Origin of the sequence: Sphingomonas aquatilis (genome assembly GCF_014196115.1) — a bacterium.
GTDB lineage: Bacteria > Pseudomonadota > Alphaproteobacteria > Sphingomonadales > Sphingomonadaceae > Sphingomonas > Sphingomonas aquatilis.
Genome location: NZ_JACIDB010000003.1, coordinates 399,865 through 417,632 on the forward strand (window position 1 = coordinate 399,865; position 17,768 = coordinate 417,632).

The following is a 17,768-nucleotide window of genomic DNA, read 5'->3' on the forward strand; positions in this document are numbered from 1 at the left end:
TGCTGCAGATGACCGCCGCCGTTTCGAAGCGCCTGCTGATCGTCGATGACGAGCCGGCCATGCACGACAGCTATGCCCGCTGCTTCGCGGTGCAGCGCGGTGCGGCGGAGAATGCGCTCGACGCGATGGCGGCGGAGCTGTTCGGCGACGACGCGCCGGCGGCGGATGCGGCGGCGGACGACAGCTTCGACCTGACGCATTGCCATCAGGGCCTCGACGCGGTCGCGGCGGTGGAGGCGGCGCTGGCGGCGGGCACGCCCTATGCGGTCGCGTTCATCGACGTGCGCATGCCGCCGGGCATCGACGGCCGCGAGACCGCGCGTCGCATCCGCGCGCTCGATCCCGAGATCAACCTGTGCATCGTCACCGGCTTTTCCGACTTTTCGCCGATCGAGATCAGCAAGGTCGCAGGGCCGGCCGATAAGATCTTCTACATCGCCAAGCCGTTCGAAGTCGCGGAGATCGTGCAGACCGCGACCGCGCTGGCGCATCGCTGGCAGGTCGATCGCGAACTGGCTACGGCGCGGGAGCAGCTCGCGGCCCAGATCGTCCAGCTCGAGGAGCAGAGCGCCGAACTCGCTGCGAACGAAAGCCGCGCGATCCACATGGCGACGCACGATTCGCTGACCGATGCGCCCAATCGCCTCGCCTTCCTGCGCGCGCTGGGTGATCGCGCCAAGCGGCCCGGCCTGTTCGCGACCGCGATGTTCGATCTCGACCGATTCAAGATCGTCAACGACACGCTGGGCCACCTCGCCGGCGACGCGCTGATCCGCGAAGTGTGCAGCATCCTCCATGCGCAGGCGCCCGAGGGGGCGATCGTCGCGCGTCTGGGTGGCGACGAATTCGGCGTGCTGTTCGATGCGCCGGGCGACGAGGCGGCGGTCATGGCCTGCGACCGCATCGTCGCGGCCTGTGCCGGCACGCATCAGGTGTTCGGCAATTCGGTGCAGAGCGGCGCGTCCGCCGGCCTCGTCGTGGTCGAGGGGGCAGGGGTGTGCGATCCCATCGACGCGCTGCGCCGCGCCGACCTGGCGCTCAACGATGCCAAGCGCGCCGGCCGCGGCGTGACCCGCCTGTTCGACGAGAGCATGGACGAGGGCATCCGCTTCCGCCGCCGGATCGAACATGGGCTGGGCCAGGCGATCGCGCGCGACGAGCTGAGCCTCGTCTATCAGCCGATCGTCGCGCGCAACCAGCTGGAGGTGACGGGCTTCGAGGCGCTGGTCCGCTGGAACACGCAGGAATATGGGCCGATCAGCCCGGCGACCTTCATCCCGATCGCCGAGGAATCGAACGTCATCCACGAACTGGGCGACTGGATCCTCGATACCGCGCTCGCCATGGTGACGCGCTTCCCCGGCCAATATGTCTCGGTCAACTTCAGCCCCCGCCAGTTCCGCCGCCACAATTTCGTCGGCCACATCATGGAGGCGGTGCAGCGCGCCGGCGTGACGCCGAACCGCGTGCAGATCGAGATCACCGAGACCGCGATCTTTGACGACGCCGAACGCGCCGCCGAAACGCTGTACAAGCTGCGCCAGATGGGATTCCGCATCGCTCTGGACGATTTCGGCACCGGCTATTCGTCGCTCTACAATATCCGGAAATTCGCGCTCGACAGCCTGAAGATCGATCGCAGCTTCATCGACGGCATGGGCCGCGAGCGCGAGAGTGCGGCGATCGTCCATTCGATCATCCATCTGGGCCGCGCGCTGGGGCTGGAGGTGATCGCCGAGGGCGTCGAGACGGAGGCGCAGGTGCAGGCGCTGCGACTCGCGGGGGCGAGCCATTTGCAGGGCTATTTCTTCTCGCGGCCGGTCGCGCCCGATGCGGCGCTGGCGCTGGCTGAGCAGCGGTTCCTCAATCAGGACCTGGTCGAAGCCGGAGCCGCCACGGGCACGCACGGATGATCCCCGCGCTACGGACCCGGTGGCCCTTCGGGCGCCGGCGACCGATCGGTCCTGCCTCGCTCGGTGCCAAGCTGGTGCTGATCCTGACCGCGGTCGGCGTCGCCGGCGCGCTGGGGATCACGCTGCTGCTCGCCAGCGTCATCACGCCGAGCTTCTCCGCGCTGGAGGCCAAGGCGATTGCCGGCCATATCGAACGGACGCAGGCGGCGCTGGGCGAATATGCCGCCAAGGTCGAAAACGCCGTGCGCGACTATGGCGACTGGACGCAGAGCTACGATTATATGGCGACGCCGCCGGGGTCGCCCGCGGCGGCAACGTTCGAACGCGACAGCTTTTCGCCGCTGGCGATGACCAATCTCGGCGTGCAGGGCATGGCCTATGTGACGCCGCAGGGGACGCTGCGTATTGCACGCTGGCTCGACCCCGCCAGCGGACGCGAACGGGCGCGGCTGCGCACGGCGCTGGTGCAGCTGGCGACGCATGCCGATCTTGCCAGGGTGATCGGACGTAACAATTCCGGGCATTTCTATGCGCGGCTGGGGCCGGTGGTCGCGGCGATCGGCGTGGCGCAGGTGCGGCGTTCCGATGGGACGGGAAGCCCGCGCGGCTATGTGCTGATGGCGCGGCAGGTGACGTCGCGTCAGCTGTCCGACCTGATCCGCCTCGACGCGCGCATCGACCGGTCCGGGCTGGGTGATGCGCCGATGGTCACGCCGGGCAAGCGCACGATGGCGATTGCCGTGCCGATCGCGGGTGTCGATGGCCACGCCGTTGCCGCGGCACGATTCCATGTCGTGCGCGACGTGTCGCTGCTGGGACGGCGGATGCTGCTGCTCGCCATCGCCGGGTCGACGCTGCTGCTGCTGATCGTGCTGCTCGTCCTGCGCCGCGTCATCGCGCGGCTGGTGCTGGCGCCGCTGCTGCGCGTGGAGCGGCATATGCAGCGGGTGCGCGCGTCGGGATCGATGGCGCTGTTCCAGGACGACGGGCGGCGCGACGAATTCGGTTCGCTGGGCCGCAGCCTCAACGCGATGCTGTCGCAGCTGAAGGACCTGCGCGAGCAGATCGAGGTGCAGAGCTTTGCGCTCGGCCGCAGCGAGAGCGCAGTCGCGGTGATGCATAATGTGCGTAACGCGCTCAATCCGATCAGCACGATCCTGAGTCAGGGCATCGCGCAGGCGCCGCCGATCGATCGCGCGACGCTGGAACGGGCGATCACCGAACTTGCGCGCGACGATCTGCCGGCCGAGCGCCGCGCCAAGCTCGCCGCCTTCGTCCAGGCCGCCTTCGCCGCCAAGATGGCGAGCCGCGAGGCGATGCGCCGCGAGCTGGAGGTGGGGCGCGAGGCGATGGCGCATGTGCTGGAGATCATCGGCCAGCAGCAGAAGCAGGCGCACGAGCGCCCCAGCCTGGAACGCTGCGACCTCAGCGAGATCGTCGCGCGCAACGCGGCCATCGCGCGCTATTCCGACAGCGCATCGATCGCGTTCAGCTTTCCGGCGGAGGCGCATCTGGCCTTGGCGAACCGCGTGATCCTGAGCCAGGTGATCGGCAACCTGCTGGGCAATGCCGCGGAGTCGATCGCGGCGACCGGGCGGCAGAGCGGCTCGATCGGGGTGACGATCGACGAGGAGGGCGATCAGGTCGTCGTACGCATTCGCGACGATGGCGAGGGCTTCGACGCGGCGACGGGCGCGACCTTGTTCCAGCGCGGTTTTTCGACGCGCGCGCACAAATCGGGCGGGCTCGGCCTGCACTGGTGCGCCAATTCGATGACCGCGATGGAGGGCAGCCTGCGCCTCGAGAGCGACGGCAAGGGCCTGGGCGCGACGGCGGTGCTGACACTGCGCGGCGGAACGGGACGAGATCGCGCAGGCGGCGTGATCGCGTCCCGTGCTAACCAGCGGGATCAGAAGTCGAAGCGGACCCGGCCGAGCAGCCTGTCGCCGGCATGGCCCGCATCGGCGAACGGCCCGAACGCATCGGCGCGCGTGACGTCCGTCCCGACATAGTCGACGCCCAGCGTCAGGCGATCGCGGCGATATTCGACGCCGAGCCGCCAATCGGTATAGTCGCCGCCGGGGCGCAACCGCTGCGCGCGCAGCGGATCGGTGACCGTCCCCGACGAATGGCCGAGGCCGGCGATCGCGGTCAGCGGCGTGCCGGGCAGGCCTGCACTCGCATTGGCGTAGAGGTACAGGTTGCTGCCCCCGATCGCACGCTGCTCGGGTGCCCAGATCGCCCCCGCGGTCAGATCGGCGGGGCCATAGGTGTAGCTCGCCGATCCGCCGAGTTCGGCATAGTCCATGTTCCCACGCGCGCCGCCGAACACGTGCGCGGTGGCCTGTGGGCGCAGCCGCACCGCCCCGACGTCCCATCCGCTGCCGAGCGTCAGGTCGGCGACCGCGTCCGCGCCCCCGTGCCGGTCCGATCCGCGCAGCGCCGCGACGCGCGCGGTGAGATCGAGGTCGTAGCCGCTCACCGTGGCATCCCCCGCGATCGAGGCGCGGCCCTCGCTCCAGCTGATGCCGCGGCGATTCTCGTCCGTCGTCGCCTCGACTCCTGCGCTGGTCGCGAGTTGCGCCATGGCGGGCGTGGTCGCCAGCAGTGCGCCGGCAGCGAGGGCGGCTTTCGCAAGGATGTCGATCATCCGGCGGCAACGCTGCCGTGCAGACGGTCGAGCTCGGCACGCAATACGTCATGATCCTCGCGGGCGACCGCCTGGATGTGGCGGTCCAGAGCGATGGACTGCGCGGCGACGTCACGCGCGATGGCGTCACGCTGGGCGGCGCACCAGCCGGGACGATGGCCGGATAGCGACCGATCGCTCACAAAGCTGCGCTGCGTGGTGGCGCCGGTCGCGGTGGTGGCATGGCGCTCGACCGCGAGCTGAGCGGTCCAGTGGCAGCGCAAGCTGGAGGCGCGGCCGGCGGGTGCGACGGCGCCGATCTGGCGATGGTCGACCACCAACGCGCCGCGATACCGGGCGGTGACGGGCCCGCTGTGATGATCGAGCTGTGCGCTGTGGTCGATCGTAACCGCCGGCGCGACATCACGCGCCATGGCAGGTGCGGCCAGACCAAGCGTCAGGGCCAGCACGGGAAGATGAGGGGGCATCATGGGTCTCCTGCGGCGGTCCCGACCTTGTGGCCGGTGACCGTGATGCAGGCACAATGGCCGAGCGCGTGCCGGGTTGCCACCACGGGGTCCTGGCCGGTCAGCCGGAAACACAAAAAAACCGGAGCCTAAGCCCCGGTTTTCCCGTGTGTTTCTGCAAGATTGCCAGCGCCAGGCGCCGGCAGGTCTTACTTGCTGCGTTCGACCTGTTCGAAGTCCAGCTCGACCGGGGTCGCGCGGCCGAAGATCGACACCGACACCTTGACCTTCGCCTTGTCGAAATCGAGTTCCTCGACGACGCCGTTGAAGCTCGCGAACGGACCCTCGAGCACCTTGACCGCATCGCCGATCTCGTAATCGACCTTGATCTTGGTCTTGGGCGCGGCGGCCGCTTCTTCCTTGCTATTGAGCATGCGCGCGGCTTCCGCCTCGCTGATCGCCTGCGGCTTGCCCATGCTGCCGAGGAAGCCGGTGACCTTGGGCGTGTTCTTGACGAGGTGGTAGACGTCGTCGTTCATGTTCAGCTTGGCGAGCACATAGCCCGGCATGAACTTGCGCTCGACCGCGATCTTCTTGCCGCGACGGGCTTCCGTCACCGTCTCGGTCGGCACTTCGATCTGCTCGACCAGCTGCTCAAGGCCGAGGCGCGTCGCCTCTGCCATGATCGCGTCGCGAACCTTACCCTCGAAGCCCGAATAGGCGTGAATGATGTACCAGCGCGCCATTGCCTGAACCTTTACTTCGCGAGCTTGAGCAGCGCCTGGACGACCGCGTTGAAGAACGTATCGACGCCCAGGAAGAACAGCGCGAGGATGGTCGTCATGATGACCACCATGACGCCCGTCATGATCGTCTCGCGCCGGGTCGGCCAGACCACCTTCTTGGTTTCGGCCTGGACCTGGCGGATGAATTCGATGGGGGTCGTCTTTGCCACTGTTTTTCTCAGAAACCCGCTGGAATCACGAAAATCCGTACCGCCGGGGCATGAGCCTTCCGCCGCTTTCCCGTGATGGGAAACCGGCGCTGCCCGTCCTCAGCTGTCGGATGGCCTGCGCAAATAGCCGTACGGGGCGCCGAACGCAAGGGCGCCCCGCCTGCCTCGCGCGATCAATGGCCGTAGCGTTTGATCCCGCGCCGCCGCAGCTTGTCCCGCTTGCGCTTGCGCAACTTCAGGATGAGCACTGGCGTGCCGATCAGAAGCAGAACCGCGATGATCGCAATGACGAGGGTGTGGCGGGTCGCTTCATCCATGATGCGGGCGCGTGTAGGGATGCCCGACGGCGGCGTAAACAACCTTCGTCAAGGATTATGACAGATCATTCATCTGTCAGTCTTATTTTTCGAAGTGTTCGTCGCGATGCGCGTGTTCGCCGTCATGTGGCGAACTGGCAGGAGTGCACGGACTCGAACCGTGGGCCCTCGGTTTTGGAGACCGATGCTCTACCAACTGAGCTACACTCCTGCAGCCGGGGGCGGCCTCTAGCGCTGTCCGGGCGAAACCGCAAGCGGCTCGTGTGACGAAAGACGCCGCGCGGGCCGAATGCGTCAGGCGGCGAGGCGGATCGGGCGGCGCACGACGACATTGTCGTTCGCCGCTTGGCACCGGACGGGGGTCGGCAGCGGGAGGGCAAGGATCATCACGACGAAGCCGAGGACGCCCGGCGGCAGAGGCAAGAGCATGGCCAGCACGACGATCCCTAAGCGGGCTTCGGCGAACAAGGCGGCTGGACGGGTGATCGTGCCGCGTGCCGCCAGCCACGCACTCGTGCCGACGCCGATCGCGGCGACCAAAGCGAGGCTTGCCGGCCATGCTGCGGGAAGCAGCGCCAGATTCGGCAGCTGGGCGGCCGGCGTCGTCCACGGCAAGCGGGTGGCGACCAGCAGCCCGATGATGGCAGCCACGGGCAGGTGTCGGATCGCGCCGCGGCCGATGGCGAGGCCCAGGCATAGCGGCGCCAGTAGCAGTCCCGCCGGGGACAACGCGACGCTCAGCGCCGCGGCGATCAGCATGTCGCGATGGCGGCGTTCGTGCGCGGCGAACAGCGCGGCGGTGATGGCCAGCAATGCCAAGGCGTCGCTCCAGCCGGTATCGGGCAGCAGGCCCGCCAATACCGCCGCGCTCGCAAGCGCCGCGACCGGCATGGGGGGAGGGGCAGATCGGAACGGCGGCATGGGCGCGTTCTGCACCCGGACCGGTTGCTGCGTGGTTAAGGCGTCGTCATAGCCGTGCGGCAGCGTGCCCGGAGCGCCCCGGATTGACCGCCGGCCCGACTCTGCGTATAGGCCCGCCCGTTCCATCGGAGCGATCCGGTGGGCAAGCTTGAACATTGCTGGATGCAAAAGTTGTGGGGCCGGGGTGGCGTTTCGCCGTCCGCGTCCCTTTTTGTATTCCGAAGTGCTGTGATGGCTCCAGCAAAGTAACCCATATACGAGGTGAAGGCTTCATGCCGACGATCAACCAGCTGGTCCGCAAGGGCCGCGACCCGCAGAAGGCCAAGTCGAAGGTCCCTGCGATGGAGCAGAACCCCCAGAAGCGCGGCGTCTGCACCCGCGTCTACACGACGACCCCGAAGAAGCCGAACTCGGCGCTTCGCAAGGTGGCTAAGGTCCGCCTGACCAACAGCCGCGAAGTCATTTCGTACATCCCGGGCGAAGGCCACAACCTGCAGGAGCACTCGGTGGTGCTCATCCGCGGCGGCCGTGTGCGCGATCTTCCCGGCGTGCGCTACCACGTCCTGCGCGGCGTGCTCGACACGCAGGGCGTCAAGGATCGCCGCCAGTCCCGCTCCAAGTACGGCGCCAAGCGTCCGAAGTAAGCCGGTCGGCCTCCCGAGAGGCTCGTCCAGAAGGCTGAAGTTTGAAAGGTTTTTGAAATGGCACGTCGTCGTCGTCCCGAAAAGCGGGTCATCCTGCCTGATCCCAAGTTCGGGGATGAGGTTCTGTCGAAGTTCATGAATTCGGTGATGCTGGACGGCAAGAAGTCCGTCGCAGAACTCATCGTGTACGGTGCTCTGGAAACCGTCGAGCAGCGCGCGAAGCGCGAGCCGATCGGCGTGTTCCACGACGCGCTGAACAACATCAAGCCGGGCATCGAAGTGCGTTCGCGCCGCGTCGGTGGTGCGACCTACCAGGTCCCCGTCGAGGTCCGTCCGGAGCGCGCACAGGCGCTCGCGATCCGTTGGCTCATCGCCGCGGCGCGTGCCCGCAGCGAGAACACCATGTCGGCCCGCCTCTCGGGTGAGCTGATGGACGCCGCCAACAACCGCGGCAACGCGGTGAAGAAGCGCGAAGACACGCACCGCATGGCGGAAGCGAACCGGGCGTTCTCGCACTACCGCTGGTAAGGCTTGGAAGCGCACCGCTTTTAAACTATATCATGGGGAGCCGGCGAAAGCTGCGCTCCCCATATCTCTAAGGAAATCACGATCATGGCCCGCAGCCATCCGCTCGAGCGCTATCGCAATATCGGCATCATGGCGCACATCGACGCCGGCAAGACGACCACGACCGAGCGCATCCTCTATTACACCGGCAAGTCCTACAAGATCGGCGAAGTGCACGAAGGCACCGCGACGATGGACTGGATGGAGCAGGAGCAGGAGCGCGGGATCACGATCACGTCGGCCGCCACCACCTGCAAGTGGAAGGCCGAAGAGGGTCAGGGCCCTGAGCACCTGATCAACATCATCGACACGCCGGGCCACGTCGACTTCACGATCGAAGTCGAGCGTTCGCTGCGCGTCCTCGACGGCGCGGTCGCCTGCTTCGACGGCGTTGCCGGCGTCGAGCCGCAGTCGGAAACCGTGTGGCGTCAGGCCGACAAGTACGGCGTGCCGCGCATGTGCTTCGTCAACAAGCTCGACCGTACCGGTGCCGACTTCTACTTCTGCGTCAATTCGATCATCGATCGTCTGGGTGCGAAGCCGGCGGTCCTGTATCTGCCGATCGGCGTCGAGGGCGGCTTCAAGGGCCTGGTCGACCTGGTCGAGAACCGCGCGATCATCTGGCTCGAAGAGTCGCTGGGCGCGAAGTTCGAATATCAGGACATCCCGGCCGACATGGTCGAGAAGGCGGCGAAGTATCGCAACGACCTGATCGAACTCGCCGTCGAGCAGGACGACGAGGCGATGGAAGCGTACCTGGAGGGCAACGAGCCCGACACGAAGACGCTGAAGGCGCTGATCCGCAAGGGCACGCTGTCGATGGCGTTCGTGCCGGTCGTCTGCGGCTCGGCGTTCAAGAACAAGGGCGTGCAGCCCCTGCTCGACGCGGTCGTCGACTATCTGCCGAGCCCGCTCGACGTGCCGGCGATCAACGGCGTCAAGCTCGACGGCGAAACGCCGGACGAGCGTCCGTCGTCGGACGAGGCGCCCTTCTCGGCGCTGGCGTTCAAGATCATGAACGATCCGTTCGTCGGCTCGCTCACCTTCGCGCGCATCTATTCGGGCGTCCTGGTCAAGGGCGGCTACCTGAATTCGGTGAAGGACAAGAAGGAAAAGATCGGCCGTATGCTCCTCATGCACGCGAACTCGCGTGAGGACATCGAAGAGGCGCGTGCGGGCGACATCGTCGCGCTGGCGGGTCTCAAGGAAACGACGACGGGCGACACACTCTGCGATCCGGCGCACCCGATCATCCTGGAGCGCATGGAATTCCCCGAGCCGGTCATCGAGCTGTCGGTGGAGCCGAAGACCAAGGCCGACCAGGAAAAGATGGGCATCGCGCTCAACCGCCTGGCTGCCGAGGATCCCTCGTTCCGCGTGTCGACCGATCACGAATCGGGCCAGACGATCATCAAGGGGATGGGCGAACTCCACCTCGAGATTCTCGTCGACCGCATGAAGCGCGAGTTCAAGGTCGAGGCAAACGTCGGTGCGCCGCAGGTGGCGTATCGCGAATACCTCAAGAAGGCCGTGGACATCGACTACACGCACAAGAAGCAGTCGGGCGGCACCGGCCAGTTCGGTCGCGTGAAGGTGAAGCTGACGCCGGGCGAGCGCGGCGCGGGCATCGTCTTCAAGGACGAGATCAAGGGCGGTAACATTCCGCGCGAATATATCCCCGCGATCGAAAAGGGCTTCCGCGAGACGGCGGCCACGGGTTCGCTGGTCGGCTTCCCGATCATCGACTTCGACATCACGCTGTATGACGGCGCGTACCACGACGTCGACTCGTCGGCGCTGGCGTTCGAAATCACCGCGCGCGGTGCGATGCGTGAAGGCGCCCAGAAGGCGGGCATCACGCTGCTCGAGCCGGTCATGAAGGTCGAGGTCGTCACCCCCGAGGACTATCTCGGCGACGTCATCGGCGACATGAACTCGCGTCGTGGCCAGATCCAGGGCACCGATACGCGCGGCAACGCGCAGGCGGTGACCGCGATGGTCCCGCTGGCGAACATGTTCGGCTACGTGAACTCGCTGCGCTCGTTCACGCAGGGCCGCGCCAGCTACTCGATGCAGTTCTCGCACTATGACGAAGTGCCGCAGAACGTCGCAGACGAAGTGAAGGCGAAGATGGCCTGAGGCGCATAGGGCCAAGCCTGCTTGGCCCTAAGTCGCCGAAAGGCCGGCTGGCGGGTCGACGCAGTCGAGCCCGTCCGACGACCGGGGATTTACTCCCCGGTCGGCCTCTCCCACGAGGGGCTGGCATTACCCACAAACTCCCGCTAAAGGGCCGCGTTCGCGTAGCCCCCCGGCGGCACCGAATTCGAATCAGAAGGTAGGAAAATGGCTAAGGCAAAATTCGAGCGGAACAAGCCGCACCTCAACATCGGCACCATCGGTCACGTCGACCATGGCAAGACCTCGCTGACCGCAGCGATCACGAAGGTGCTGGCCGACCAGGGTCTGTCGGAAAAGGTCGATTTCGAAAACATCGACAAGGCTCCGGAAGAGCGCGCTCGCGGCATCACCATCTCGACCGCGCACGTCGAGTATGAGACGGCCAACCGTCACTATGCGCACGTCGACTGCCCGGGTCACGCCGACTACGTGAAGAACATGATCACCGGTGCCGCCCAGATGGACGGCGCGATCCTGGTCGTGTCCTCGACCGACGGCCCGATGCCGCAGACCCGCGAGCACATCCTGCTCGCCCGTCAGGTCGGCGTGCCGGCGATGGTCGTGTTCATGAACAAGGTCGACCTGGTCGACGACGAGGAAATCCTCGAGCTGGTCGAGCTGGAAATCCGCGAGCTGCTCAGCTCGTACGAATTCCCGGGCGACGACATCCCCGTCATCAAGGGTTCGGCGACCTGCGCGCTGTCGGGCTCGAACGACAAGTTCGGCAAGGAAGCCGTGCTCGAGCTGATGGCCGCCGTCGACGACTACATCCCGCAGCCGGAGCGTCCGCTCGACAAGCCGTTCATGATGCCGATCGAAGACGTGTTCTCGATCTCGGGTCGCGGCACCGTCGTCACCGGCCGTGTCGAAACCGGCATCATCAAGGTCGGTGAAGAAGTCGAAATCGTCGGCATCCACCCGGAAGTCCGCAAGACCACCGTCACCGGCGTCGAAATGTTCCGCAAGCTGCTCGACCAGGGTCAGGCGGGCGACAACGTCGGCGCGCTGATCCGTGGCGTCGCTCGTGACGAAGTCGAGCGTGGCCAGGTGCTCTGCAAGCCGGGTTCGATCAAGCCGCACACCGACTTCAAGTCGGAAGTGTACGTGCTGTCGAAGGAAGAAGGCGGCCGTCACACCCCGTTCTTCGCGAACTATCGTCCGCAGTTCTACTTCCGTACCACGGACGTGACCGGCACCGTCGAGCTGCCCGAGGGCACCGAGATGGTCATGCCTGGCGACAACATCGCGCTCGGCATCAAGCTGATCGCGCCGATCGCCATGGACGTCGGCCAGCGCTTCACCATCCGTGAGGGCGGTCGTACCGTCGGCGCGGGCGTTGTGAGCGCGATCGACAAGTAAGAACCAGACGGGGCGGGGGTCTTCCCCGCGCCGACCGGAACAGCAGCAGCCCGGCTCTCCTAAAAAAGGAGAGTCGGGCTGTTGCCTTTTTATGAGGGCCGCCGTATTGGGCCGCCCTTCAGTTTTATTGAGTTTCGGCTCTTTCTCGTCGTCCCGCTGTTTCAGTGGGATCTCATCCCGCCGGTCCAGGACCTGCGGCACGAGTCCTCCGCATCACCGCGGTGGAGACGGCCGGGGTCGTGCTCCTCGCATCGGTAGGGATCATGGACAGCAACATCCGTATTCGCCTCAAGGCGTTCGACCATCGCGTTCTCGACCAGGCGACCGGCGATATCGCCGACACCGCGCGTCGCACCGGCGCGCTCATCCGCGGCCCGATCCCGCTGCCGACCCGCATCGAGAAGTTCACCGTCAACCGCGGTCCGCACATCGACAAGAAGTCGCGCGAGCAGTTCGAAGTGCGCACCTACAAGCGCATGCTCGACATCGTGCAGCCGACCCCGCAGACGGTCGATGCGCTGATGAAGCTCGACCTCGCCGCTGGCGTTGACGTCGAGATCAAGCTGGCGTAATGGCCCGCATCCCCGCGGTCGACGTGAGTCCCGCGGGTTTGCTGTTTTCCGCGTGATGCGGTGGCAGCCGGTTGGGAACCCCGCCTCGCGGGGCCCCTGACAGACACGAGATACCGCCGGCTCTACGGAGCCGGGCCAGCGTCTCCCGTCACGTCCCCGGCAACGGGGGCATCCAGCCCGGGACGGGGCCGACGCAGTTACACACGGGTTGGATGATCCTTCTTCGGAAGGGTCGCACGCACGTTCGGGAATGGTCCCGGCGTGCCTCTGTAAAAGGAGTGCAGGATCATGCGTACCGGCGTGATCGCGAAGAAAATGGGGATGACCCGCCTGTTTCAGGACGACGGCCGCCACGTGCCCGTCACCGTCCTGCAGCTTGAAGGCGTTCAGGTCGTCGCCCGTCGCGAAATGGATCGTGATGGCTACACCGCCGTCCAGCTCGGTGCTGGCGTCGCCAAGGCCAAGAATGTCGCCAAGCCGCAGCGCGGCCACTTCGGCAAGGCCGAAGTCGAGCCCAAGGCGGTCGTCTGCGAGTTCCGCGTGACCGAGGACAACCTCCTCGACGTCGGCGCCGAACTGTCGGCCGACCACTTCGTTGCCGGCCAGCTGGTCGACATCCAGGGCCGTACCCAGGGTAAGGGCTTTGCCGGCGCCATGAAGCGCTGGAACTTCGGCGGTCTGCGCGCGACGCACGGCGTCTCGGTCAGCCACCGTTCGCACGGTTCGACGGGTAACCGTCAGGATCCGGGCCGCGTCTTCAAGAACAAGAAGATGGCCGGTCACATGGGCGACAAGAACCGCACCCAGCAGAACCTGGAAGTCGTCGGCACCGACGTCGAGCGCGGCCTGATCTTCGTGAAGGGCTCGGTGCCCGGTTCGAAGGGTGGCTGGCTGTTCGTGAAGGACGCCGTCAAGGTGAAGGCGCACGCCGACACCCCGTATCCCGCCAGCCTGAAGCAGGCTGCCAACAGCAACACCGCCGCCGACACGCCCGCTGAGACGAGCGCGCCGGAAGCGACCGACGGCCAGGAGGGCTGAACGTGAAGGTCAAGGTTCAATCCTTCGCCGGCACCGCCGCGGCGGACGTCGAGCTCAACGACGAGGTCTTCGGCCTCGATCCGCGCGCCGACATCCTGCACCGCGTCGTGACCTGGCAGCTGGAAAAGCGTCGCGAGACGGCACGTGGCACGCGCGAGCGCGCCGATGTCGCCCGTTCGGGCAAGAAGCTCGGTCGCCAGAAGGGCGGCGGTGTGGCCCGTCACGGCGATCGCCGGGCTCCGGTGTTCGTCGGCGGTGGTAAGGCGCATGGCGCCCGCGTCCGCGACTTCAATCCGTCGCTGAACAAGAAGATTCGCGCCCTCGGTCTCAAGATGGCTCTGTCGAGCCATGCGAAGGCCGGCTCGCTGATCGTCATGGACAGCCTGGCGGTGGAGAACGGCAAGACGAAGACGCTGGTCGGCGATCTCGCCAAGGTCGGCTTCGGCAAGACCGCGCTGGTGATCGACGGTGACGCCGTCGAGACGAGCTTCGCGCTGGCCGCCGGCAACCTGCACGGCATCAACGTCCTGCCGTCGGCTGGTGCCAACGTCTATGACATCCTGAAGGCTGACACGCTGGTGCTGACCCGCGCGGCGGTCGAAAAGCTGGAGGCTCGCTTCAATGGCTAAGCAGCAGAAGGCCGTCGACAACCGTCATTATGACGTGATCGTCGCGCCGCACATCACCGAAAAGGCGACGTTGCTCTCCGAGCATAACGCCGTCGTCTTCAAGGTCGCAGGCGATGCGACCAAGCCGCAGATCAAGGCTGCCGTCGAAGCGCTCTTCGACGTCACCGTGACCGGCGTGAACACGATCGTCCAGAAGGGCAAGACCAAGAAGTGGAAGGGCGCTCCGTACCAGCGCTCCGACATGAAGAAGGCCATTGTCACCCTGAAGGACGGCCAGTCCATCGACGTGACGACGGGGATCTAAGGGTCATGGCACTCAAGCATTACAACCCGACGACGCCCGCGCAGCGCGGCCTCGTCCTCGTCGACAAGTCCTCCCTGTGGAAGGGCAAGCCGGTCAAGGCGCTTACCGAAGGCAAGCGCAAGAGCGGCGGTCGCAACAACAAGGGCCATGTGACCTCGCGCGGCATCGCCGGCGGTCACAAGCAGAAGTACCGCTACGTCGACTTCAAGCGTCGCAAGTGGGACGTCGAGGGCACTGTCGAGCGGCTCGAATATGACCCCAACCGCACGGCGTTCATCGCGCTGGTGAAGTATGCCGACGAAGAGCTGGCCTACATCATCGCGCCGCAGCGTCTGGCGCCGGGCGACAAGATCATCGCCGCCAAGAAGACGGACACCAAGCCGGGCAACGCGATGGAGATCGGTCAGGTCCCCGTCGGCACCATCGTCCACAACGTGGAGATGAAGCCGGGCAAGGGCGGCCAGATCGCCCGTTCGGCCGGCACCTACGTGCAGGTCGTCGGTCGTGACCGCGGCATGGTCATCGTCCGCCTGAACTCGGGCGAGCAGCGCTACATCCGTGGCGAGTGCATGGCGACGGTCGGTGCGGTGTCGAACCCGGACAACCAGAACCAGAACCTGGGCAAGGCCGGTCGTTCGCGCTGGATGGGCAAGCGTCCGCTGACCCGCGGTGTCGCGAAGAACCCGGTCGACCACCCGCACGGCGGTGGTGAAGGCCGGACCTCGGGCGGCCGTCATCCGGTCACGCCTTGGGGCAAGCCGACGAAGGGTGCGCGCACCCGTCACAACAAGTCGACCGACAAGATGATCATCCGGTCGCGTCATTCGACCAAGAGGAAGGGCTAAACCATGGCTCGTTCAGTCTGGAAGGGCCCGTTCGTCGAACTGAGCCTTCTGAAGAAGGCGGAAACCGCGCAGGATGCCGGTGGCCGCGCGCCGATCAAGACCTGGTCGCGTCGTTCCACCATCCTGCCGTCGTTCGTCGGCCTCACGTTCAACGTCTACAACGGCCGCAAGTTCGTGCCGGTGTCGGTCAATGAAGACATGGTCGGCATGAAGCTGGGTGAGTTTGCGCCGACGCGCTACTTCCCGGGTCACGCCGCTGACAAGAAGGGCAAGCGCTGATGAGCAAGCCTGCATCCCCCCGTAAGGTCGGCGACAAGGAAGCCCTGTCGGTCGGCACCCAGATCCGTGGCTCGGCGCAGAAGCTGAACCTGGTCGCTGGCCTCATCCGCGGCAAGAAGGCCGGCGATGCGATGAACATCCTCTCCTTCTCGACGAAGGCGATGGCGGTCGACGCGCGCAAGGTCCTGGCTTCGGCCATCGCCAATGCCGAAAACAACCACAACCTCGACGTCGACGCGCTTGTCGTCGCCGAGGCGTCGGTCGGCAAGTCGATCACCATGAAGCGCTTCGCGACCCGCGGCCGTGGCAAGTCCACCCGCATCCTGAAGCCGTTCAGCCGTCTGCGCATCGTCGTGCGCGAGCAGGAAGAAGCATAATGGGTCACAAGAGCAACCCGATCGGCATGCGGCTCCAGATCAACCGGACCTGGGACAGCCGCTGGTTCGCCGAGGGCCATGACTATGGCCAGCTGCTGCTGGAGGATCTGAAGATCCGCCAGTACATCGTGAAGACGCTGCCGCAGGCGGCGATTTCGAAGGTGGTGATCGAGCGTCCGGCGAAGCTGTGCCGCATCTCGATCTTCGCTGCCCGTCCCGGTGTGATCATCGGCAAGAAGGGCTCGGACATCGAGAAGCTGCGCAAGACGCTCGGCGCGATGACCAAGTCGGACGTGTCGCTGAACATCGTCGAAATCCGCAAGCCGGAAATCGACGCGCGCCTCGTCGCGCAGGGCATCGCCGACCAGCTCGAGCGTCGTATCGCCTTCCGCCGCGCCATGAAGCGCGCGGTGCAGTCGGCGATGCGCCTGGGTGCCGATGGCATCAAGGTGATGTGCGGTGGCCGTCTTGGCGGCGCCGAGATCGCTCGTACCGAGAGCTATCGCGAAGGTCGCGTTCCGCTGCACACGCTGCGCGCGAACATCGACTATGCCGAGGCCGAAGCCCACACGTCCTATGGCGTGTGCGGCGTGAAGGTCTGGGTCTTCAAGGGCGAGATCCTCGGCCATGACCCGATGGCGACCGACCGGCTGATGATGGAGGCTCAGACCTCCGGCGTCCGTCCGGCTCGTGACGACCGTCGTTAAGGACTGACACACCATGTTGCAGCCAAAGCGCACCAAATTCCGCAAGGCCTTTAAGGGCCGCATCCATGGCGATGCAAAGGGCGGCACCAGCCTGAACTTCGGGTCGTACGGCCTGAAGGCGATGGAGCCGGACCGGATCACCGCCCGTCAGATCGAAGCGGCCCGCCGCGCGATCACGCGTCACATCCGCCGTCAGGGCCGGTTGTGGATCCGCGTGTTCCCGGACGTGCCGGTCTCGTCGAAGCCTGCCGAAGTCCGCATGGGCTCGGGTAAGGGTTCGCCGGAATTCTGGGCCGCCCGCGTCAAGCCGGGCCGGATCCTGTTCGAGCTGGACGGCGTCGAGGGCAAGATCGCCGCGGAGGCGTTCGAGCGCGCCGCGATGAAGCTCCCGATCAAGACCAAGGTCGTTGCCCGCCTGGGCGACACCTCGCACCTCGGAGGCGAGTAAGATGGCCAAGACCGATTTCGTCAGCCAGAGCGACGATCAGCTCGCCGAGAACCTCGGCCAGCTGAAGCGCGAGCAGTTCAACCTCCGCTTCCAGGCGGCGACGAACCAGCTCGAAAAGTCGAGCCGCGTGCGTGAAGTCCGTCGCGACATCGCGCGGATCAAGACCCTGCAGTCGCAGCGCACCCGCGCCGCGGCCGCCAAGTAAGGAATTAGCACATGCCGAAGCGCGTGCTGACCGGACTGATCGTCTCCGATAAGGGCGACAAGACGGTGGTTGTGAACGTCGAGCGTAAGGTGAAGCACCCGCTCTACGGCAAGATCATCCGCCGTTCGAAGAAGTACCACGCCCATGACGAGGCGAACGAGTACAAGCAGGGCGAGACCGTGCGCATCGAAGAGACTGCGCCGATCTCGAAGCTGAAGACCTGGAAGGTGATCGATCGGGTGAACACCCATGCGACGCCGGAACGGGTCGACGTCGACGCATAAGTCACGCCGCCGGCCTTGGTGCCGGCGGATGGCAAGGGCAGGGCTTGCGTCCTGCCAGCGGAGCGGTTACAGGGCCGCTCCCCCGGTGCAGTCCGCTGCGCCGGGGTCATTGTTTTAGGCGGGGTTGGGT

23 protein-coding genes and 1 tRNA gene are annotated in these 17,768 nt (G+C 66.0%); 17 read left to right on the plus strand and 7 right to left on the minus strand.

Features of this window, described 5'->3' with window-relative positions; all coding sequences use genetic code 11:
• The first annotated feature begins 8 nt into the window (after positions 1-8).
• Together GGR47_RS10510 and GGR47_RS10515 are read left to right on the plus strand one after the other, a co-directional pair.
• Positions 9-1,913, plus strand: a complete 1,905-nt coding sequence (locus GGR47_RS10510; RefSeq protein ID WP_147035647.1) for an EAL domain-containing protein — start codon at positions 9-11, stop codon at positions 1,911-1,913.
• Entirely contained in the window at positions 1,910-3,925 is a 2,016-nt protein-coding gene (locus GGR47_RS10515; RefSeq protein WP_147035642.1) for an ATP-binding protein, read from the plus strand. Before GGR47_RS10510 ends, GGR47_RS10515 begins: the two co-directional genes overlap by 4 nt.
• On the opposite strand, the gene GGR47_RS10520 is transcribed toward GGR47_RS10515, so the two are convergent.
• The 7 genes from GGR47_RS10520 to GGR47_RS10550 all read right to left on the minus strand — a co-directional run bounded on the left by GGR47_RS10520 (position 3,823) and on the right by GGR47_RS10550 (position 7,202).
• The gene (locus GGR47_RS10520) at positions 3,823-4,563 is read right to left on the minus strand and encodes a TorF family putative porin (RefSeq protein WP_147035643.1); all 741 of its coding nucleotides are present in this window, start codon (positions 4,561-4,563) and stop codon (positions 3,823-3,825) included. The genes GGR47_RS10515 and GGR47_RS10520 overlap by 103 nt on opposite strands.
• Complete coding sequence (locus GGR47_RS10525) at positions 4,560-5,033, minus strand: hypothetical protein (RefSeq protein WP_244304990.1); 474 nt, start codon at positions 5,031-5,033, stop codon at positions 4,560-4,562. Before GGR47_RS10525 ends, GGR47_RS10520 begins: the two co-directional genes overlap by 4 nt.
• 185 nt (positions 5,034-5,218) lie before the next feature.
• A complete protein-coding gene (gene nusG, locus GGR47_RS10530) occupies positions 5,219-5,755 on the minus strand; it encodes a transcription termination/antitermination protein NusG (RefSeq protein WP_017979501.1) in 537 nt (178 codons plus the stop codon).
• A gap of 11 nt (positions 5,756-5,766) precedes the next feature.
• On the minus strand, positions 5,767-5,964 hold the full coding sequence (gene secE, locus GGR47_RS10535; RefSeq protein WP_017979500.1) for a preprotein translocase subunit SecE: 198 nt from the start codon (positions 5,962-5,964) through the stop codon (positions 5,767-5,769).
• A 173-nt stretch (positions 5,965-6,137) separates the two neighbouring features.
• Positions 6,138-6,281 (minus strand): hypothetical protein, encoded by a 144-nt coding sequence (locus GGR47_RS10540; RefSeq protein ID WP_167509723.1) that lies wholly within the window; start codon positions 6,279-6,281, stop codon positions 6,138-6,140.
• A gap of 135 nt (positions 6,282-6,416) precedes the next feature.
• Positions 6,417-6,492 (minus strand) — tRNA-Trp (locus GGR47_RS10545).
• A gap of 83 nt (positions 6,493-6,575) precedes the next feature.
• Positions 6,576-7,202, minus strand: a complete 627-nt coding sequence (locus GGR47_RS10550; protein ID WP_244304991.1) for a hypothetical protein — start codon at positions 7,200-7,202, stop codon at positions 6,576-6,578.
• A gap of 272 nt (positions 7,203-7,474) precedes the next feature.
• Here GGR47_RS10550 and rpsL point away from each other — a divergent pair, with 272 nt between their 5' ends.
• The 15 genes from rpsL to rpsQ all read left to right on the plus strand — a co-directional run bounded on the left by rpsL (position 7,475) and on the right by rpsQ (position 17,638).
• A complete protein-coding gene (gene rpsL, locus GGR47_RS10555) occupies positions 7,475-7,846 on the plus strand; it encodes a 30S ribosomal protein S12 (protein WP_010185487.1) in 372 nt (123 codons plus the stop codon).
• A 57-nt stretch (positions 7,847-7,903) separates the two neighbouring features.
• Positions 7,904-8,374, plus strand: a complete 471-nt coding sequence (rpsG, locus tag GGR47_RS10560) for a 30S ribosomal protein S7 (RefSeq protein ID WP_017979497.1) — start codon at positions 7,904-7,906, stop codon at positions 8,372-8,374.
• A gap of 84 nt (positions 8,375-8,458) precedes the next feature.
• The gene (fusA, locus tag GGR47_RS10565) at positions 8,459-10,552 is read left to right on the plus strand and encodes an elongation factor G (RefSeq protein WP_043060690.1); all 2,094 of its coding nucleotides are present in this window, start codon (positions 8,459-8,461) and stop codon (positions 10,550-10,552) included.
• A gap of 204 nt (positions 10,553-10,756) precedes the next feature.
• A complete protein-coding gene (gene tuf / locus GGR47_RS10570) occupies positions 10,757-11,950 on the plus strand; it encodes an elongation factor Tu (RefSeq protein WP_017979495.1) in 1,194 nt (397 codons plus the stop codon).
• A gap of 263 nt (positions 11,951-12,213) precedes the next feature.
• Positions 12,214-12,522, plus strand: a complete 309-nt coding sequence (gene rpsJ, locus GGR47_RS10575) for a 30S ribosomal protein S10 (protein WP_007406109.1) — start codon at positions 12,214-12,216, stop codon at positions 12,520-12,522.
• A gap of 288 nt (positions 12,523-12,810) precedes the next feature.
• On the plus strand, positions 12,811-13,560 hold the full coding sequence (gene rplC, locus GGR47_RS10580) for a 50S ribosomal protein L3 (RefSeq protein ID WP_018250686.1): 750 nt from the start codon (positions 12,811-12,813) through the stop codon (positions 13,558-13,560).
• Positions 13,561-13,562: 2 nt separating this feature from the next.
• Positions 13,563-14,189: a 50S ribosomal protein L4 gene (gene rplD, locus GGR47_RS10585; RefSeq protein ID WP_017979493.1), complete on the plus strand. Its 627-nt coding sequence runs from the start codon at positions 13,563-13,565 to the stop codon at positions 14,187-14,189.
• Positions 14,182-14,493 carry a 50S ribosomal protein L23 gene (locus tag GGR47_RS10590; RefSeq protein WP_017979492.1) on the plus strand — a complete coding sequence of 104 codons (312 nt, stop codon included), beginning with the start codon at positions 14,182-14,184 and terminating at the stop codon, positions 14,491-14,493. The genes rplD and GGR47_RS10590 overlap by 8 nt, the downstream gene beginning before the upstream one ends.
• Positions 14,494-14,498: 5 nt before the next feature.
• Positions 14,499-15,338, plus strand: a complete 840-nt coding sequence (gene rplB / locus GGR47_RS10595; protein WP_017979491.1) for a 50S ribosomal protein L2 — start codon at positions 14,499-14,501, stop codon at positions 15,336-15,338.
• A 3-nt stretch (positions 15,339-15,341) separates the two neighbouring features.
• Complete coding sequence (gene rpsS, locus GGR47_RS10600; protein WP_017979490.1) at positions 15,342-15,617, plus strand: 30S ribosomal protein S19; 276 nt, start codon at positions 15,342-15,344, stop codon at positions 15,615-15,617.
• The gene (rplV, locus tag GGR47_RS10605; RefSeq protein WP_017979489.1) at positions 15,617-15,994 is read left to right on the plus strand and encodes a 50S ribosomal protein L22; all 378 of its coding nucleotides are present in this window, start codon (positions 15,617-15,619) and stop codon (positions 15,992-15,994) included. Before rpsS ends, rplV begins: the two co-directional genes overlap by 1 nt.
• On the plus strand, positions 15,994-16,701 hold the full coding sequence (gene rpsC, locus GGR47_RS10610) for a 30S ribosomal protein S3 (RefSeq protein WP_017979488.1): 708 nt from the start codon (positions 15,994-15,996) through the stop codon (positions 16,699-16,701). Before rplV ends, rpsC begins: the two co-directional genes overlap by 1 nt.
• A gap of 13 nt (positions 16,702-16,714) precedes the next feature.
• Entirely contained in the window at positions 16,715-17,149 is a 435-nt protein-coding gene (gene rplP / locus GGR47_RS10615; RefSeq protein ID WP_017979487.1) for a 50S ribosomal protein L16, read from the plus strand.
• 1 nt (position 17,150) lies between these two features.
• Positions 17,151-17,354 (plus strand): 50S ribosomal protein L29, encoded by a 204-nt coding sequence (rpmC, locus tag GGR47_RS10620; protein WP_017979486.1) that lies wholly within the window; start codon positions 17,151-17,153, stop codon positions 17,352-17,354.
• Between the two features lie 11 nt (positions 17,355-17,365).
• On the plus strand, positions 17,366-17,638 hold the full coding sequence (rpsQ, locus tag GGR47_RS10625) for a 30S ribosomal protein S17 (RefSeq protein ID WP_017979485.1): 273 nt from the start codon (positions 17,366-17,368) through the stop codon (positions 17,636-17,638).
• Positions 17,639-17,768: the final 130 nt, after the last annotated feature.

Coding starts and splice junctions, on each gene's coding strand:
- GGR47_RS10510 (WP_147035647.1), top strand. CDS start 9: ATGACCGCCGCCGTTTCGAAGCGCCTGCTGATCGTCGATGACGAGCCG.
- GGR47_RS10515 (WP_147035642.1), top strand. CDS start 1,910: ATGATCCCCGCGCTACGGACCCGGTGGCCCTTCGGGCGCCGGCGACCG.
- GGR47_RS10520 (WP_147035643.1), bottom strand. CDS start 4,563: ATGATCGACATCCTTGCGAAAGCCGCCCTCGCTGCCGGCGCACTGCTG.
- GGR47_RS10525 (WP_244304990.1), bottom strand. CDS start 5,033: ATGATGCCCCCTCATCTTCCCGTGCTGGCCCTGACGCTTGGTCTGGCC.
- nusG (WP_017979501.1), bottom strand. CDS start 5,755: ATGGCGCGCTGGTACATCATTCACGCCTATTCGGGCTTCGAGGGTAAG.
- GGR47_RS10540 (WP_167509723.1), bottom strand. CDS start 6,281: ATGGATGAAGCGACCCGCCACACCCTCGTCATTGCGATCATCGCGGTT.
- GGR47_RS10550 (WP_244304991.1), bottom strand. CDS start 7,202: ATGCCGCCGTTCCGATCTGCCCCTCCCCCCATGCCGGTCGCGGCGCTT.
- rpsL (WP_010185487.1), top strand. CDS start 7,475: ATGCCGACGATCAACCAGCTGGTCCGCAAGGGCCGCGACCCGCAGAAG.
- rpsG (WP_017979497.1), top strand. CDS start 7,904: ATGGCACGTCGTCGTCGTCCCGAAAAGCGGGTCATCCTGCCTGATCCC.
- fusA (WP_043060690.1), top strand. CDS start 8,459: ATGGCCCGCAGCCATCCGCTCGAGCGCTATCGCAATATCGGCATCATG.
- tuf (WP_017979495.1), top strand. CDS start 10,757: ATGGCTAAGGCAAAATTCGAGCGGAACAAGCCGCACCTCAACATCGGC.
- rpsJ (WP_007406109.1), top strand. CDS start 12,214: ATGGACAGCAACATCCGTATTCGCCTCAAGGCGTTCGACCATCGCGTT.
- rplC (WP_018250686.1), top strand. CDS start 12,811: ATGCGTACCGGCGTGATCGCGAAGAAAATGGGGATGACCCGCCTGTTT.
- GGR47_RS10590 (WP_017979492.1), top strand. CDS start 14,182: ATGGCTAAGCAGCAGAAGGCCGTCGACAACCGTCATTATGACGTGATC.
- rplB (WP_017979491.1), top strand. CDS start 14,499: ATGGCACTCAAGCATTACAACCCGACGACGCCCGCGCAGCGCGGCCTC.
- rpsS (WP_017979490.1), top strand. CDS start 15,342: ATGGCTCGTTCAGTCTGGAAGGGCCCGTTCGTCGAACTGAGCCTTCTG.
- rplV (WP_017979489.1), top strand. CDS start 15,617: ATGAGCAAGCCTGCATCCCCCCGTAAGGTCGGCGACAAGGAAGCCCTG.
- rpsC (WP_017979488.1), top strand. CDS start 15,994: ATGGGTCACAAGAGCAACCCGATCGGCATGCGGCTCCAGATCAACCGG.
- rplP (WP_017979487.1), top strand. CDS start 16,715: ATGTTGCAGCCAAAGCGCACCAAATTCCGCAAGGCCTTTAAGGGCCGC.
- rpmC (WP_017979486.1), top strand. CDS start 17,151: ATGGCCAAGACCGATTTCGTCAGCCAGAGCGACGATCAGCTCGCCGAG.
- rpsQ (WP_017979485.1), top strand. CDS start 17,366: ATGCCGAAGCGCGTGCTGACCGGACTGATCGTCTCCGATAAGGGCGAC.